The following is a 16,270-nucleotide window of genomic DNA, read 5'->3' as shown; positions in this document are numbered from 1 at the left end:
CGTGTCACCTTTCACTCATACCGGTTGATTCTCTACGCGTGCCACGTGGCTGCGCAGCAGGCGGAAGAAATCGTCAACCGATTGTCTGAGACTGCCGTCGTTATTCAGCGTCAGGCAATCGTCCGGCTTATAGCGCGCGGCGCGGTCCAGACGCTGGGCGATGTCCACCGCATTTTCCCGGCCGCGCTGCTCCAGCCGCTGGCGCAGCACCGGCGGCGAGACGGCGAGACAGATCGGCACCAGCACCTCGCCGTAGCGTTCCCGCGCCAGCGCCAGATGGGCGCGGGAGCCATTGGCCACCACGTCGAAGCCGGCGTGCAGCCAGAGGTCGATCTCCACGCCAATGCCATAGTAAGTATGGTTGGCGTGCCAGCTGAGGGCAAAGAGATGCTGCTCGGCGCGGGTAAAAAATTCATGTTCGCTGAGGGCGATATGGTTTTCGTTACCGGCGTTAAAGGGCCGGGTAATGTAACGATGCGCCACCAGCAGCTGCGGGTGCTCGCGCTGGCGCAGCGCCGCCAGCAGGCTGTCTTTACCGGAGCCGGAGGGCCCCACCAGCCAAATCAGTTTCCCCGGCATTAAAAGACCCTCCTTCCCTGGCGCCAGACATGGTCGATGTGGACATGCTCGCCGCGACGGTGCGCCAGCACCAGGTCGGCGCGTTTCCCCTCGGCGATGACGCCGCGATCGTCAAGGCCCAGCGCCTGCGCCGGATGTTTGCTGACCAGACGGATCGCCTGCGCCAGGGTGAAGGCGTTATCCTCGGCGTCGGCGATGCGGAATGCGGCATCCAGCAGGCTGGCGGGGTAGTAGTCGGAAGAGAGAATGTCGAGCAAACCGTGGTTCGCCAGCTGGTGGGCGGCGACGTTGCCGGAGTGGGAACCGCCGCGCACGATATTCGGCGCCCCCATCAGGACGTGCATCCCGCGCTGACGTGAAGCCTGCGCCGCGGCCAGGGTGGTAGGAAACTCGGCGATCACGCTACCCAACTGGTGGGATTCAGCCACATGCGCCTCGGTAGCGTCGTCGTGGCTGGCGAGGGCGATACGGCGGGCGCGGCACATGGCGGCAATGGTCTGGCGATTGGGCTGCGACCAGGTGGCGGCCAGGGCCATCTGCTCGGCTTCAAAACGATCCATCTCGTCATGCGTCAGATGGTACTTTCCCTGATAGTAATCGCGGTACTTGCTGCGATCGGCATACTGGCGCTGGCCCGGGGAGTGATCCATCAGCGAGACCATGCTCACCGATTCGCGCTCGATCAGCTTTTCAAACAGCGGCAGCGTGGTGTGATGCGGCAGCTCGCAGCGCAGGTGCAGACGGTGCTCGGCGCGGTTAAGACCACGCTTTTGCGTCTCTTCCACCGCATTGACCATCTTCTCCAGATTCTCAAGACGATCGCCGCCATCGCGCACGTCGCCAATCGCCACGGCGTCGAGCACGGTGGTGATGCCGCTGGCGACCATCATTGCATCGTGGCTGCTCATCGCCGAGTGGGCCGGCCAGTCCACCTTCGGTCGCGGGGTAAAGAATTTGTCGAGGTTATCGGTATGCAGTTCGATAAGGCCCGGCAGCAGCCAGCCGCCTTCGCCATCCAGCGCCTGCGGCAGCCGGCTCTGGCTTTCCGCGAAGGCGAGAATGCGACCGCCCTGGACTTCCAGCGAACCGTGTACCACGTCGTCGTCGAGAACCAGATTTACGTTATTGATAATCATGCTGTCATTCCCATGGGGTGCAGCCGGTCGGCGACCTGGCGGCGTACCCCTTCGTCATGGAAAATCCCGACGATGGCCGCGCCGCGCGCTTTGGCATCGTGGATCAGGTCGACCACGGCAGCACTGTTTTTGGCATCCAGTGAGGCGGTGGGTTCATCGAGGAGCAGGATCGGATAGTCGACCGCAAAACCGCGGGCGATATTGACCCGCTGCTGTTCGCCGCCGGAAAAGGTCGACGGCGCAAGATGCCACAGACGTTCGGGAACGTTGAGGCGGGTCAGCAGCTGGGCGGCTTTGGCGGCGCTCGCTTCACGCGGCGTCCCGAGGTCGAGCAGCGGCTGCATCACCACCTCCAGCGCCGAAATGCGCGGGATCACCCGCAGAAACTGGCTGACCCAGCCGATGGTGGTTTGACGCACTTCCAGCACCTTGCGCGGCGTGGCGGTGACCAGATCGACCCATTCGTCGCCGTGGCGGATATGAATATGGCCGCTGTCCGGCAGATAGTTGGCGTACAGCGAGCGCAGCAGGGTCGATTTGCCGCTGCCGGAGTGGCCGTGGAGCACCACGCACTCCCCGGCGTTAACGGTCAGCGAGGCGTCGGCCAGCACCGGCAGACGCACGCCGTGTTGCTGGTGCAGAACAAAGGTTTTATGAATGTTTTCAACGCGGATCATGTTAGCCCTCACGGGGTTGAGTTGCCGGGTGGCGCTTCGCTGACCCGGCCTACGAATAACGCATCTGCAGGCCGGGTAAGGCGCAGCCGCCGCCCGGCAAAACAGCGTCAGTTCTGCAATACCGACGACACCAACAGCTGGGTGTAAGGGTGATGCGGATCGTCGAGCACCCGGTCGGTTAAGCCACTCTCCACCACCTGGCCCTGCTTCATCACCAGCAGTCGGTTCGCCAGCAGGCGGGCGACGCCGAGATCGTGGGTGACAATCACCACCGCCAGATTAAGCTCCACCGCCAGGCAGCGCAGCAGATCAAGCAGCCGCGCCTGTACGGACACATCCAGCCCGCCGGTGGGTTCATCCATAAACACCAGCTTCGGCTGGGTGACGAGATTGCGGGCGATCTGTAGGCGCTGCTGCATGCCGCCGGAAAAGGTGGTGGGCAGGTCGTCGATGCGCGAGGGCGGGATCTCCACCTCCTGCAGCCACTTTTCAGCGGTGGCGCGAATGTTGCCGTAGTGGCGGGCGCCGGTGGCCATCAGCCGTTCGCCGATGTTGCCCCCGGCGGAGACCTGGCGACGCAGGCCGTCCATCGGGTGCTGATGCACCACCCCCCATTCGGTGCGCAGCAGGCGGCGGCGTTCGGCTTCGCTCATGGCGTACAGCGAGCGCTGCTGGTACAGCACCTCGCCCCGCTGCGGCGTCAGGCGGGCGGAAATCGCCTTCAGCAGGGTGGTTTTACCGGATCCGGACTCCCCAACGATGCCGAGCACTTCCCCCGGCCACAGTTCGAAGGAGACGTCGCGGAAGCCTTTATCCGGGGCATAGAGATGGGTCAGGTGATTGACGGCAAGTAACGGCTGGCTCATTTTTTCTGCTCCTCGCTCTGCTGGCGGCAATAGTCGGTATCGGAGCAGACAAACATCCGCTGGCCGCTGTCATCCAGCACCACTTCGTCGAGGTAGCTGTGGCGCGAGCCGCAGATGGCGCAAGGCTCATCCCACTCCTGGACGGTAAACGGATGGTCGTCGAAATCGAGACTTTCCACCGGGGTATAGGGCGGCACGGCGTAGATCCGCTTTTCACGCCCGGCGCCGAACAGCTGCAGCGCCGGCATCATGTGCATTTTCGGGTTATCGAATTTCGGGATCGGCGAGGGGTCCATCACGTAGCGGCCATTGACCTTCACCGGGTAGGCGTAGGTGGTGGCGATATGGCCGAAGCGGGCGATATCTTCATACAGTTTCACCTGCATCACGCCATACTCTTCCAGGGCGTGCATGGTGCGGGTTTCGGTTTCGCGCGGCTCGATAAAGCGCAGCGGCTCCGGGATCGGCACCTGATAGATCAGGATCTGATCCTCCACCAGCGGCGTCTCCGGGATGCGGTGGCGGGTCTGGATCAGGGTGGCGTCTTCAGTGCGCTCAGTGGTGGCGACGCCGGTCACGCGCTTAAAGAACTGGCGGATCGACACCGCGTTGGTGGTGTCATCGGCGCCCTGGTCAATCACCTTCAGCACGTCGTTCTCGCCGATGACGCTGGCGGTCAGCTGGATGCCGCCAGTGCCCCAGCCGTAGGGCATGGGCATTTCGCGACCGCCGAACGGCACCTGATAGCCGGGAATGGCTACCGCTTTGAGAATAGCCCGGCGGATCATGCGCTTGGTTTGCTCGTCGAGATAAGCAAAGTTATAGCCAGTCAGTGGGTTAGCCACGTTCGTTCTCCCGTTGCAGGCGTTTCAGCAGCGCCAGTTCGGCCTGGAAATCGACATAGTGCGGTAGCTTCAGATGCGAGACGAAGCCGGCGGCTTCAACGTTATCGGCGTGGGCCAGCACAAACTCTTCATCCTGGGCGGGACCGGCAATCTCTTCGTCATAGTCCGCCGCCTGCAGGGCGCGGTCGACGAGGGCCATGGCCATCGCTTTGCGCTCGCTCATGCCGAAGGTCAGACCGTAGCCGCGGGTGAAGTGCGGCGGTTCATCCTGCGGGGCGACGAAGCCGTTGACCATTTCGCATTCGGTCAGCAGCAGCTCGCCAATATTGACGCTAAAGCCCAGCTCTTCCGGGACAATCTCCACCTGCACGTAGCCGCTGCGGATCTCGCCGGCAAACGGATGGTTGCGGCCATAGCCGCGCTGAGTCGAATAGGCCAGCGCCAGCAGGTAGCCTTCATCGCCGCGCATCAGCTGCTGCAGGCGTGAAGAACGCGAGCAGGGGTAGACCGGCGGGGTGCGGGTGATATCGTCGGGCGGTGTGCCGCGATCTTCCTCGGCCTTCGCCAGCCCCTGCTGTGTGAGCAGGCGGAAAACATGCGGCGAGGTCGGCGCTTCGCTATCGGCTTTCGGCACAGACGGCGCGTCGCCGTTCGCCAGCAGGGTAAAATCGAGCAGGCGGTGGGTGTAGTCGTAGGTAGGGCCCAGCAGCTGACCGCCGGGGATATCTTTGTACACTGCCGAGATGCGGCGTTCGAGACGCATTCCGGCGGTGTCGATCGGTTCGCTAACCGCCAGCCGCGGCAGGGTGGTGCGGTAGGCGCGCAGCAGGAAGATCGCTTCGACGTTATCGCCGCTGGCCTGCTTGAGCGCCAGCGCCGCCAGTTCGCGATCGGCGATGCCGCCCTCGGTCATCACCCGGTCCACCGCCAGATTGAGCTGGTCGCTTATCTGGTCAACGCTCAGTTCGGGAAGCCGTCCATCGCCCCGTCGTTTCTGTTCCTGTAAGGCGTGAGCGGCGCGGATCGCCTTCTCGCCGCCCTTGACGGCAACGTACATTTAGCAAACCTCCACGTGGGTGGTGCGCGGGATCGCCAGCAAGCGCTCGCCGCAGGTGAGGATCAGGTCAATGCCCAGCGGGAACGGGTGCGGGCGCTCCGTCAGTTCGTCAATGATGCAGTCCGGCAGCTGAGGGGCGATCATTCGCTCTTCGGCAATGCCTGCCCCGGTCAGGCGCAGCATGCGCCCGCCGCTCAGGCTGGCGAGCTGGACGATCAGCGTGACGCCGGTCTCCGGGGCGGTGACGGTGCCCGCGGAGAGGACGTTGAGCTGCTCGGCGCTGATGCCGTCATTGGCGACCGCAAAGACCGCCTGCTGCGGCTGGTCCACCAGCGGCGCGCCGGTATGGAAGCGCAGATTCTGTCCCACCAGATCGTTATGCAGGGCGCTGGCGAGCCAGACCGGTGTTTCGTGATCGGCAAGGGTCAGCAGCAGGCTGGTGGAGGCGACGTTCAGCGGCTGCCAGCCGTGCTGCAACTGCTGCAGGGAGACAATCACCCCCGGCTCGCTCATCGCTTTCAGCAGGCGACGAAAACTGTGTTGGGCATCCTGCACAGCCAGGGTAAAAGCGGGTTGTAAGGTCATGCGTTATCTCCGCGAACCAGGGTAAAGAAGTCGACCCGGCTGGCGTTGACTTCGGCGCGTCGGGCTTCAGTGCGCGCGCTGCGTAGCGCTTCCAGCGGGGTTATCAGGGTTTCCATTAAATTGTGAAAATGGCGGGGCGACTGCAGCAGGGCGTCGATGGCCGCGCAGCGTTCGGCGTGCGGGCGGTCGCGGCCTAAGATCCAGCTGTAGCCGAGCGTACCATCGGCCAGACGTACCGCCGCCCGGGTGAGCGTGGCGTCGCCGGCGAAGAAACGGTCGCCGATACCGCCCATCCGGGCCTGAAGCTGCACCAGGCCTGTCTCGGGAGAGCGGATCAGCTCATACTCCGGCGCCAGCTGCAGGGCGTGCATGCGTGCCAGAAGATCTTGCGGTTCACTGTGGGCCAGCACGGACATCCAGCGCTGGCGGGTGGCGGTATCGAAGTGCATTCAGTGCTCCATGGTGAATTCAATCATGTCGGCGCGGGTCAGGCTGACGGAGTATTCGGTGACGGCCTGCTCGCCCTGGCGGCTGTTGAGGGTGCGCACGCAGAGCAGCGGCGCCATATTGGGGATCTCCAGCAGCTTGCTCTCTTTCGCCTGCGCGCGACGGGCGCTGATTTTGGTACGCACCCGGGTCAGTTCGACGTTAAGCCGATCGCGGAGCAGGTTGTGCAGCGAGCCGTGGCTGAAGGTCTGCAACACCGGCCAGAAGTGCAGGTCGGCGAAGTAGTGGTCAATCAGGCACAGGGCGACGCCATTGACCCGGCGCAGGGTGCGCAGGTGGATGACATTCTCGCCCTCGCTAATGCCAAAGGCCTCGGCAACGTGCGCGCTGGCGGGGCGCAGTACCGACAGCAGTTTTTCGCTGGTGGGATCGCTGCCTTGTTCCAGCAGGTTCTGGCTGAACCGCGCCTGGGCATTGAGCGTGTAATCGATCGGCCGCATCAGCACCAGCACGCCGACGCCCTGACGGCGTTGTACCCAGCCGCGCTCAACCAACTGGTCGATAGCCCGACGCAGGGTATGGCGGTTTACGTCGAAGCGCGTCGCCAGCTGCTGCTCGGCGGGCAGATAGTCGCCGCAGCGATAGTGGTGGCGCAGCTCCTGCTCAAGCCGGGCGGCGATTTCCTGATAGCGCGTGGGATAACTGGTCGGATGTCTGGACAGGTGCATGGTCATCAAGCCTCACACAGCATAGGCGAGGAGCCTCCTCGCGTTGTGAGCCGATCCTGACCGGTTTATGTTGCAGTTCTGTTAAGTGATGATGACTAAAGGATGAAGAGTTAATGCCAGACGGATGACAGGGCGGCCAGGCCGCCCTGGCGGGGTCAGCCTTGTTTGACTACGTTGATCATCCATGGGACGCCAAAGCGATCGACGACTTTGCCGAAGCCGTGGGCCCAGAAGGTTTCCTGCCAGGCCATCTCAATGCGCCCGCCGACCGCCAGCGCGTCGAACCAGCGCTGGCCTTCAGCGACATCGTTGGGATCGAGGACGAGGGTGAAGCCGGCGTAATGCACATCGGGCCCGAAGGCGCTGTCGCTTAGCATCAGCTCGCCGTTGCCGATGCGCAGGCTGGCGTGGGCGATGGCGTCATCCGCCATCTTCTGGCCAGACGGGCAGCCGTCAGAGGCTTCTTGCGCCGAAGGCGGCATTTCGCCAAAGGTCATTTTAAACATCAGCTCGGCGCCCAGCGTCTGCTGATAGAAGGCGATCGCCTCGGCGCAGTTGCCCGCAAAGGCAAGGTAAGGACTTAAGGACATGGTGAATCCCTCAGTGACCGTAACCCGTAAAGCGTAGTCGCCCACAGCGGGATTGAGCCAGACGGCAGCGCGAAAATGGGGCGGGAATAGTGCTGCAGGCGGCAGCGTAAATAGCGGCGGCTGGCGGGATAAATAACCGGATGCGCAGGGAGGCGAAGGGCAGTGAGGATATCGGGAGCGGCGACGGCGATAGGGGAAAATAATCGCGTCGCCTGCCCGGAAATAAATCAGTTCTTTTTGACGAATTCAGATTTCAGCTTCATCGGGCCAAAACCGTCAATTTTGCAGTCAATATTGTGATCGCCTTCGACCAGGCGGATATTCTTCACTTTGGTGCCGATTTTCAGCATCGATGAGCTGCCTTTAACCTTCAGATCTTTCACTACCGTGACGCTGTCGCCATCGGCCAGTAAATTGCCATTGGCATCTTTAACGATCAGAACGTCGTTTTCTTCCGTGGCTTCGGCAGGGTTCCACTCATGGGCGCATTCCGGGCAGATGTACATGCCGTTGTCTTCATAAGTGTAAGTCGAATCGCATTTTGGGCAGTGTGGCAGTTGCATGACGTTCCTCGTGATGTCGTCGAAAAACAGGACGTTGGTCCTTTAAACAGCGGCTGAGAGCCGAAAGTGGCTATGATTATAGCGCAATCACCCACTTTTGTCGGGTGTTTTTTTGCTAAAAAATAGCCGGGGCGCTATTCCGGGAAGAACCGAATAATTGCTGAAATTAACCGCCGGCGATGGAACAACATCGACGAAATAATTTCCGGGCGATCGGCAGAAAATGAACTTATTTATTTTCTGGGACTCTGTAATTAGGCGGTAAATTTATGTGAAGTTGATCGCAGATATAAACACTGTTAGGGTAAAAAAGGGGAGCAGGTCAATTTCATCAATGATGACGATGAGCCGCTCCATTTATTCACCAGTAGCCACAGCAGGCGTCAACAGGTTCGGTTGTACATTCTGTCAGCAGACAGTGCAGGCAAACCTGCTACGCTTGAAATGAGGAGCACAGCAATTCACCGCTCCTGACGCACGTTGCGAATGGCTTTGCCATTCGGCGAAGAGACGTGCATTCAAGGCGGAGTAGCAGAGGAAAAATATGCTTAAAAGGAAAAAAATAAAGCCCATCACCCTTAAGGATGTGACCATCATCGACGATGGTAAACTGAAAAAGGCGATCACCGCGGCCTCCCTGGGCAACGCGATGGAGTGGTTCGATTTCGGCGTCTACGGCTTTGTGGCCTACGCCTTAGGTAAAGTCTTCTTCCCCGATGCCAACCCAAGCGTGCAGATGATTGCCGCACTCGGTACCTTCTCCGTTCCATTTTTAATTCGTCCGCTGGGCGGCCTGTTCTTCGGGATGCTGGGCGATAAATATGGTCGGCAGAAAATTCTCGCGATAACTATCGTGATCATGTCGATAAGTACTTTCTGTATCGGCCTTATTCCTTCGTATGCCACGATAGGTATCTGGGCGCCGATCCTGCTGCTGCTGTGTAAAATGGCGCAAGGCTTCTCGGTCGGTGGTGAATATACCGGGGCGTCGATCTTCGTCGCGGAATACTCCCCTGACCGTAAACGCGGGTTTATGGGCAGCTGGCTGGACTTTGGCTCCATCGCCGGGTTTGTGATGGGGGCCGGCGTGGTGGTCCTGATCTCCAGCGTGGTGGGTGAACAGAACTTCCTTGAGTGGGGTTGGCGTATCCCGTTCTTCCTGGCGCTGCCGTTAGGCATCATCGGCCTCTATCTGCGCCATGCGCTGGAAGAGACCCCGGCGTTCCAGCAGCATGTGGACACCATGGAGCAGGGCGACCGTGAAGGTCTGCAGGACGGGCCGAAGGTCTCTTTTAAAGAGATTGCCACTAAGCACTGGCGTAGCCTGCTGACCTGTATCGGTCTGGTGATTTCCACCAACGTGACCTATTACATGCTGCTGACCTACATGCCGAGCTACCTGTCGCATAACCTGCACTACTCGGAAGATCATGGGGTGCTGATCATCATCGCCATCATGGTCGGGATGCTGTTTGTGCAGCCGGTTATCGGTATGCTTAGCGACCGTTTCGGCCGCCGCCCGTTTATCCTGATTGGTAGCGTGGCGCTGTTTGCCCTGTCGATCCCGGCCTTCATTATGATCAACAGCAACGTGACGAGCCTGATCTTCGCCGGTCTGCTGCTGCTGGCGGTGGTGCTGAACTGCTTTATCGGCGTGATGGCCTCATCGCTGCCGGCGATGTTCCCGACGCACATCCGCTTCAGCGCTCTGGCCAGCGCCTTTAACATCTCGGTGCTGATTGCCGGTCTGACGCCAACCCTGGCGGCGTGGCTGGTGGAGACCACCCAGAACCTGATGATGCCGGCATACTACCTGATGGTGATCGCGGTGGTGGGTATGGCGACGGGCCTGTCGATGAAAGAGACGGCTAACCGTCCGCTGAAAGGGGCGACCCCGGCGGCGTCGGATATTCAGGAAGCGAAAGAAATCCTTGGCGAGCACTACGATAACATCGAGCAAAAAATCGAAGATATCGATCAGGAGATCGCCGATCTGCAGGCAAAACGGTCGCGTCTGGTGCAGCAGCATCCGCGTATCAACGACTAACTGTTTTCACTGCTAATCATGCCGCCTGGGGAAACCCCGGCGGCATTTTTTATGCCTCCGGCAAGGCCAGACCGTGACGACGCTGTTGGCTAAGTTTACGGTACTGCTGCGGCGGCATCCCCACGTAGCGGGTAAAGGTGCTGTAGAAACGGCTGCTGGAGCGGAAACCGGCGGTGAGGGCGATATCCAGGATGGTCTTGTCGGTATCGCTCAGCAGCGCCCGCACGTGATTGATACGCATGGCGGTAATGTACTGCTTCATGGTTTGCTGCATCACTCTCTGGAATACCCCCATCGCATAGTTCGGGTTGAGCTTAACGTGCTCGGCGACGGCATTGACGGTCAGCGCCTGGTCGTAGTGGGCGGCGATAAATTCCAGCATCTGGCTGACATAAAACTGCGCATGGCGCGAGACGCTGTTCTTATGGGTGCGCGAGGTTTTGTTGACCAGAATCGGCTGCCAGCCGGCGAGGCTCAGCCGTTTCAGCATCAGGGCGATTTCATCGATCGCCAGCTGGCGAATCTGTTCATTGTCGTGGTTCAGCTCCTGTTGCCAGCGGCGCACCTCGAAGGCGCTCAGCTGCTGGGCGGCAAGGGATTTAATCACCATCCCGTGAGTGACGTGGTTGATCAGCTCCCGGTCCAGCGGCCATGAGAGAAACAGATGCATCGGCAGGTTAAAGATCGCCATCTGCTGGCAATCCCCCGGGCGGGTCAACTGATGCGGCGTACAGGCCCAGAACAGGGTGATATAGCCTTTCTCTATGCGCACTACTTCGTTATTAATCAAATATTCCACGTCGCCATCGAACGGCACGTTGACCTCCACCTGGCCATGCCAGTGGCTGGTAGGCATGGCGTGCGGCGGGCGCAGCTCGATATCCATACGCTGATACTCAGAGTAGAGCGCCAGCGGGCTGCGGCTCTGCTTTTCATCGCTGCTGCACATAAAGGGATCGGGGGGCAGGGAGGTGAAGCGGTATTCCATCGTTAGCGTATTCCTGAATTGTCAGAGTGGCTGCATTTTTCGCCAGAACTGACGACAGCTTAGCGGAAGAATCGGCCCATTTTCTCTCCTTTTTGCGCAATCTGTTCCCGAAAACTCAGATTTTGTGGCGCTTAATGGCCGATCTGAGCTTTCGGGAATGCTCCGGTGGGAACAGGGCAGCGCAACGCTGAACGGCGTGCCACTCTGCAAGGGTTCAATGACCAGATGGAGAGAGCGTAATGACCGCCCCAAAAATTACCTTTATCGGCGCCGGTTCGACGGTGTTCGTTAAAAATATTCTCGGTGATGTTTTCCAGCGCCCGGCGCTGAAATCGGCGCATGTCGCGCTGATGGATATCGATGACACCCGGCTGGAAGAGTCGCATACCGTGGTGCGCAAGCTGATGGATTCCGTCGGCGCGAAGGGCGAAATCAGCTGCCACCGCGATCGCAAAACCGCCCTGCAGGGCGCTGATTTCGTTGTGGTCGCCTTCCAGATTGGCGGCTATGAGCCCTGTACTGTCACCGATTTTGAGGTCTGTAAACGCCATGGCCTGGAGCAGACCATCGCCGATACGCTGGGTCCGGGGGGCATTATGCGCGCCCTGCGTACCATACCTCACCTGTGGGCTATCTGCGACGACATGACCGAGGTCTGCCCGGACGCCACCCTGCTTAACTACGTCAACCCAATGGCGATGAACACCTGGGCCATGTACGCCCGCTACCCGCATATTAAACAGGTTGGCCTGTGCCACTCGGTGCAGGGAACGGCGGAAGAACTGGCGCGCGATCTTGACCTCAACCCGGCGGATTTACGCTACCGCTGCGCCGGGATTAACCATATGGCGTTCTATCTCTCGCTGGAGAAAAAGCTCGCCGACGGCAGCTATGTCAGCCTCTATCCCGACCTGCTGCAGGCCTACGCCGATGGGCGCGCGCCGAAGCCTAACCTGCACGGCAACCCGCGCTGCGAAAATATCGTCCGCTATGAGATGTTCAAAAAGCTCGGCTACTTTGTGACCGAGTCATCGGAGCATTTTGCCGAATACACGCCATGGTTTATCAAGCCGGGCCGCGAGGACCTTATCGCCCGCTATAAAGTGCCGCTGGATGAATACCCGAAACGCTGCGTCGAGCAACTGGCCAACTGGCATCAGGAGCTGGAGAGCTATCAGCGCGGTGAGCGCATCGAGGTGAAGCCATCCCGTGAGTATGCCAGCACCATCATGAACGCCATCTGGACCGGCGAGCCAAGCGTGGTGTATGGCAACGTGCGCAATGACGGCCTTATCGACAACCTGCCGCAGGGCTGCTGCGTGGAAGTGGCTTGCCTGGTGGACGCCAACGGCATTCAGCCGACCAAAATGGGTGCGCTGCCGGCGCATCTGGCGGCGCTGATGCAGACCAACATCAACGTGCAGACGCTGCTCACGGAGGCGATCCTCACCGAAAATCGCGATTACGTCTATTACGCCACGATGATGGATCCGCACACCGCTGCGGTGCTGGGGATCGAAGAGATCTACGCGCTGGTGGACGATCTGATCGCCAGCCACGGCGACTGGCTGCCGTCCTGGCTGCATCGTTAATCTTCTCATGCCGCCGGGGGCAACGACCCGGCGGCGTCCTGCATGCTCTATCAAACACTGAAGGAGGCGCTGGCGACAGCGACCTGTACCCTATGAGTATTTCAATGACAACAAAGCTCAGCTACGGATTTGGTGCCTTTGGTAAAGATTTCGCTATCGGTATCGTCTACATGTATCTGATGTATTACTACACCGATATTGTTGGACTGTCGGTTGGGGTGGTCGGCACCTTGTTTCTGGTGGCGCGGATCCTCGATGCGATAGCCGATCCGATCATGGGGTGGATCGTCAACTGTACGCGATCGCGATGGGGGAAATTCAAACCGTGGATCCTGATTGGCACGATAACCAACTCGGTAGTGCTGTATATGCTGTTCAGCGCCCATCACTTCTCCGGCGGGGCGCTGCTGGCATGGGTGTGGCTGACCTATCTGCTGTGGGGGTTCACCTACACCATCATGGATGTGCCGTTCTGGTCGCTGGTACCGACCATTACCCTTGATAAACGCGAACGTGAACAGCTGGTGCCGTATCCACGCTTTTTCGCCAGCCTGGCGGGATTCGTCACTGCTGGCGTCACGCTGCCGTTTGTCAGCGCCGTGGGCGGCTCCGACCGCGGTTTCGGTTTCCAGATGTTCACCCTGGTGTTGATCGCCTTCTTCGTGGTTTCCACCCTCGTCACGCTGCGCAACGTCCACGAGGTTTACTCCTCGGATAGCGGCGTGAGCGAGGATGCCAGCCATCTCTCACTGCGCCAGATGGTGGCGCTGATCTATAAAAACGATCAGCTGGCCTGCCTGTTGGGCATGGCGCTGGCCTATAACACGGCGGCGAATATTATCGCTGGCTTTGCGATTTACTACTTTACCTACGTGATTGGCAGCGCGGAGATGTTCCCGTATTACATGTCCTACGCCGGCGCGGCGAACCTGCTGACGTTAGTGCTGTTTCCGCGGCTGGTGAAAGGGCTGTCGCGGCGCATTCTGTGGGCGGGCGCTTCGATCATGCCGGTGCTGGGCTGCGGCGTGCTGTTGCTGATGGCGCTGAGCGGGATCTACAACGTCGCGCTGATTTCGCTGGCCGGCGTGCTGTTGAATATCGGCACCGCGCTGTTCTGGGTGCTGCAGGTTATTATGGTGGCCGATACCGTCGACTACGGCGAATATACGATGAACATCCGCTGCGAAAGTATCGCCTATTCGGTGCAGACGCTGGTGGTGAAAGCGGGCTCGGCGTTCGCGGCCTGGTTTATCGCCATCGTGCTCGGTATCATCGGTTATGTGCCGAATGTGGCCCAGTCGTCCCAGACGCTGCTGGGGATGCAGGCGATTATGATAGCGCTGCCGACGCTCTTTTTTGCCCTGACGCTGTTTCTCTATTTCCGCTATTACAAGCTCAACGGCGATATGCTGCGTCGCATTCAGATTCACCTGCTGGATAAATATCGCCGGGTACCGGAAAATGTGGCTGAGCCGGAACGGCCCATTGTGGTATCCAACCAGGTGTAAAAAGCGTTCGAAAACAGCTGACGAAAGAGGGGAGGGATGCTCTCTTTTTTGGACAAAAATGAGCGTTGAAAGCGGACGAAAAGAGAAAACGCATTTCTCTAATTTGTCTCAAAATATTCTCTCTTTAGGTTCATGTAGTTGTTATTTGCTCCAATTATTCTCAATTAAAACTCAGAATTGTCTCTTTTTCGTGCTCTTGCGCTGCTTTTTAACTCTTGCTACTCTTTTTGGGTGTTACATTTTTCTCTTATTTGTCTCAGTGATGGAGCAATGCGATGCGCATTTTTATCGATGATGGTTCAACCAATATCAAAATGCTGTGGGAGCAAGATGGCGAAACTTTCACCCATATCAGCCCCAACAGTTTTAAACGCGGCTGGTCTGCCACCTTCGGTTCCGGGAAGCCCTTTAACTACACCGTGGATGATGAAAAGTACTCATTCGACCTGATCACTCCCGACGCGCTCCCGACCAATAATATTGACTGGCAGTACAGCCCGTTGAACTCCATCGCTGTCCATCACGCGCTGCTGACCAGCGGTCTTGAGCCACAGGACGTCGAAATAGTTGTGACGCTGCCGCTGACTGAATTTTATGACGAGGATGCGCAATATCGCCTCGACAACATTGAGCGTAAGAAAAAGAGCCTGCTGCGCGAAGTTAAACTGAATAAAGGCGTGGTGTTCAATATCACCAAAGTCACCGTGCGCCCGGAATCGATTCCGGCGGGCATTAGCCTGTGCGATGAACTCAAGCCCTCCCATTCGGTGCTGATTGTCGACCTCGGCGGCACCACGCTCGATATCTCGATGGTCGCCGGGCAGATGACCTCGGTTTCGCGCATTTACGGCGACCCGAAGCTGGGCGTATCGCTGGTGACCGACGCCGTTAAGCTGGCGCTGGCGCGGGCGAATACCGATACCTCAAGCTATAACGTCGACCAGATCATTATCAATCGCCATGACGAAGCGTACCTGACCGATAACATCAACGATCCGGATGCGGTTTCTGAGGTGAAAAAGGTGATCACTAACAGCATCGAACGTCTGACCACCCGCGTCCTGACGGCTATCGATAGCTTTAAAGGCTACTCGCATGCCATCGTGATTGGCGGCGGCGCGCCGCTGGTTGCCGATGCCATTCGTGAACGTATGGGCCTGCGTGAGGACCGTTTCGTGGTGGCTGAAGAGCCGCAGTTCGCCCTGGTGCGTGGTCTGAAAATTATTGGCTAAGGAGCGTCTATGACTCTGGAACGCAGAAAAGTGCTGATTTACCTGCGCCCGGATATCAGCGCCAGCGAGCGCTTCGCGGACGCAAAAATTGAGGCCCACCATCGCGGCGACCGTGGCGATATGTCGCGCACGGCGCTGCTGGCGGGGCTGGCGTTAGGGGAAGTCGATAGCCGCTTGCCGTCGATGCTGGCGGCGCTGCTGGCGGAAGACACGAAACCGGAAACGCTGCGCAAGATGCTGGCCTCGTTCCTTGAGATCCAGCCGGCCTCTTCCGCCCCGACAGCCGCACCAGCGGCCGCCCCGGCTAAGGCGCCGGAGCCGCCCGCGCCGGTCAGCGAGAGCGTTTCGGCGCGCAACCTCGCCGGTTCGCTGCCGGACTAAGCGCTATTCGCGGTTTGCGCTATCCGGGAAACTCCCCGGCTTGCGCTGCGCTTAGCCGGGCTACTGTTTACACTGTCCGGTAGCCCGGGTAAGGCGGAACGCCGCGACTGGGAAATTCCCCGGCTTGCGCTGTGCTTAGTTTGTAGGCCAGGTAAGGCGTAGCCGCCACCCGGCATACAGGCGGCTCCCTGGCTGTGGCCATGCCCGGCGGCGCTACGCTTGCGCGGGCCTACGGATCCAGTGCAATGGGGGGCCTAGTCCGGTAGCCCGGGTAAGGCGGAACGCCGCGACCCGGGAAATTCCCCGGTTTGCGCTGTGCTTAGTTTGTAGGCCGGGTCAGGCGTAGCCGCCACCCGGCATACAGGCGGCTCCCTGGCTGTGGCCATGCCCGGCGGCGCTACGCTTGCGCGGGCCTACGGATCCAGTGCAATGGTGGGCCTAGTCCGGTA

Annotated in this window: 17 protein-coding genes; 5 read left to right on the top strand and 12 right to left on the bottom strand. The window is 59.7% G+C overall.

Going from position 1 to position 16,270, the window contains the following annotated elements:
* Positions 1-15: 15 nt before the first annotated feature.
* The 11 genes from phnN to AC6CWS_RS22850 all read right to left on the bottom strand — a co-directional run bounded on the left by phnN (position 16) and on the right by AC6CWS_RS22850 (position 8,073).
* The gene (phnN, locus tag AC6CWS_RS22900) at positions 16-579 is read right to left on the bottom strand and encodes a ribose 1,5-bisphosphokinase (RefSeq protein ID WP_080901635.1); all 564 of its coding nucleotides are present in this window, start codon (positions 577-579) and stop codon (positions 16-18) included.
* A complete protein-coding gene (phnM, locus tag AC6CWS_RS22895; RefSeq protein WP_023291664.1) occupies positions 579-1,715 on the bottom strand; it encodes an alpha-D-ribose 1-methylphosphonate 5-triphosphate diphosphatase in 1,137 nt (378 codons plus the stop codon). The genes phnN and phnM overlap by 1 nt, the downstream gene beginning before the upstream one ends.
* On the bottom strand, positions 1,712-2,392 hold the full coding sequence (gene phnL, locus AC6CWS_RS22890) for a phosphonate C-P lyase system protein PhnL (protein ID WP_023291665.1): 681 nt from the start codon (positions 2,390-2,392) through the stop codon (positions 1,712-1,714). The genes phnM and phnL overlap by 4 nt, the downstream gene beginning before the upstream one ends.
* A gap of 107 nt (positions 2,393-2,499) precedes the next feature.
* Positions 2,500-3,258, bottom strand: coding sequence for a phosphonate C-P lyase system protein PhnK (gene phnK, locus AC6CWS_RS22885; RefSeq protein WP_080901634.1), 759 nt, complete (start codon positions 3,256-3,258; stop codon positions 2,500-2,502).
* Positions 3,255-4,103 carry an alpha-D-ribose 1-methylphosphonate 5-phosphate C-P-lyase PhnJ gene (locus tag AC6CWS_RS22880; RefSeq protein WP_080901633.1) on the bottom strand — a complete coding sequence of 283 codons (849 nt, stop codon included), beginning with the start codon at positions 4,101-4,103 and terminating at the stop codon, positions 3,255-3,257. Before AC6CWS_RS22880 ends, phnK begins: the two co-directional genes overlap by 4 nt.
* Positions 4,096-5,160 (bottom strand): carbon-phosphorus lyase complex subunit, encoded by a 1,065-nt coding sequence (locus tag AC6CWS_RS22875; protein ID WP_080901632.1) that lies wholly within the window; start codon positions 5,158-5,160, stop codon positions 4,096-4,098. Before AC6CWS_RS22875 ends, AC6CWS_RS22880 begins: the two co-directional genes overlap by 8 nt.
* Positions 5,161-5,745, bottom strand: coding sequence for a phosphonate C-P lyase system protein PhnH (gene phnH / locus AC6CWS_RS22870; protein WP_008807244.1), 585 nt, complete (start codon positions 5,743-5,745; stop codon positions 5,161-5,163). It abuts the gene before it with no gap.
* Positions 5,742-6,194, bottom strand: coding sequence for a phosphonate C-P lyase system protein PhnG (phnG, locus tag AC6CWS_RS22865; protein ID WP_080901631.1), 453 nt, complete (start codon positions 6,192-6,194; stop codon positions 5,742-5,744). The genes phnH and phnG overlap by 4 nt, the downstream gene beginning before the upstream one ends.
* A complete protein-coding gene (gene phnF / locus AC6CWS_RS22860) occupies positions 6,195-6,920 on the bottom strand; it encodes a phosphonate metabolism transcriptional regulator PhnF (RefSeq protein ID WP_080901645.1) in 726 nt (241 codons plus the stop codon). It abuts the gene before it with no gap.
* A gap of 155 nt (positions 6,921-7,075) precedes the next feature.
* Complete coding sequence (yjdN, locus tag AC6CWS_RS22855; RefSeq protein WP_023291671.1) at positions 7,076-7,510, bottom strand: VOC family metalloprotein YjdN; 435 nt, start codon at positions 7,508-7,510, stop codon at positions 7,076-7,078.
* A gap of 227 nt (positions 7,511-7,737) precedes the next feature.
* Positions 7,738-8,073 (bottom strand): zinc ribbon domain-containing protein YjdM, encoded by a 336-nt coding sequence (locus tag AC6CWS_RS22850; protein WP_023291672.1) that lies wholly within the window; start codon positions 8,071-8,073, stop codon positions 7,738-7,740.
* 544 nt (positions 8,074-8,617) lie between these two features.
* Here AC6CWS_RS22850 and proP point away from each other — a divergent pair.
* The gene (proP, locus tag AC6CWS_RS22845) at positions 8,618-10,120 is read left to right on the top strand and encodes a glycine betaine/L-proline transporter ProP (RefSeq protein WP_023291673.1); all 1,503 of its coding nucleotides are present in this window, start codon (positions 8,618-8,620) and stop codon (positions 10,118-10,120) included.
* Positions 10,121-10,169: 49 nt separating this feature from the next.
* On the opposite strand, the gene melR is transcribed toward proP, so the two are convergent.
* Positions 10,170-11,108 (bottom strand): transcriptional regulator MelR, encoded by a 939-nt coding sequence (melR, locus tag AC6CWS_RS22840; RefSeq protein ID WP_004206385.1) that lies wholly within the window; start codon positions 11,106-11,108, stop codon positions 10,170-10,172.
* Between the two features lie 239 nt (positions 11,109-11,347).
* Here melR and AC6CWS_RS22835 point away from each other — a divergent pair, with 239 nt between their 5' ends.
* From AC6CWS_RS22835 to AC6CWS_RS22820, 4 genes are all read left to right on the top strand, one after another.
* Positions 11,348-12,700, top strand: a complete 1,353-nt coding sequence (locus tag AC6CWS_RS22835) for an alpha-glucosidase/alpha-galactosidase (RefSeq protein ID WP_080901630.1) — start codon at positions 11,348-11,350, stop codon at positions 12,698-12,700.
* Between the two features lie 92 nt (positions 12,701-12,792).
* Positions 12,793-14,208, top strand: a complete 1,416-nt coding sequence (gene melB, locus AC6CWS_RS22830; RefSeq protein ID WP_080901629.1) for a melibiose:sodium transporter MelB — start codon at positions 12,793-12,795, stop codon at positions 14,206-14,208.
* A 275-nt stretch (positions 14,209-14,483) separates the two neighbouring features.
* Complete coding sequence (parM, locus tag AC6CWS_RS22825; RefSeq protein ID WP_080901628.1) at positions 14,484-15,440, top strand: plasmid segregation protein ParM domain-containing protein; 957 nt, start codon at positions 14,484-14,486, stop codon at positions 15,438-15,440.
* Positions 15,441-15,449: 9 nt separating this feature from the next.
* Positions 15,450-15,821 carry a plasmid partitioning/stability family protein gene (locus AC6CWS_RS22820; protein ID WP_017900087.1) on the top strand — a complete coding sequence of 124 codons (372 nt, stop codon included), beginning with the start codon at positions 15,450-15,452 and terminating at the stop codon, positions 15,819-15,821.
* Positions 15,822-16,270 lie beyond the last annotated feature (449 nt).

The organism is Klebsiella sp. M041 (genome assembly GCF_059759695.1).
Note: the sequence above shows the minus strand (reverse complement) of the source record. Positions and strands in the feature narration are given on the sequence as shown.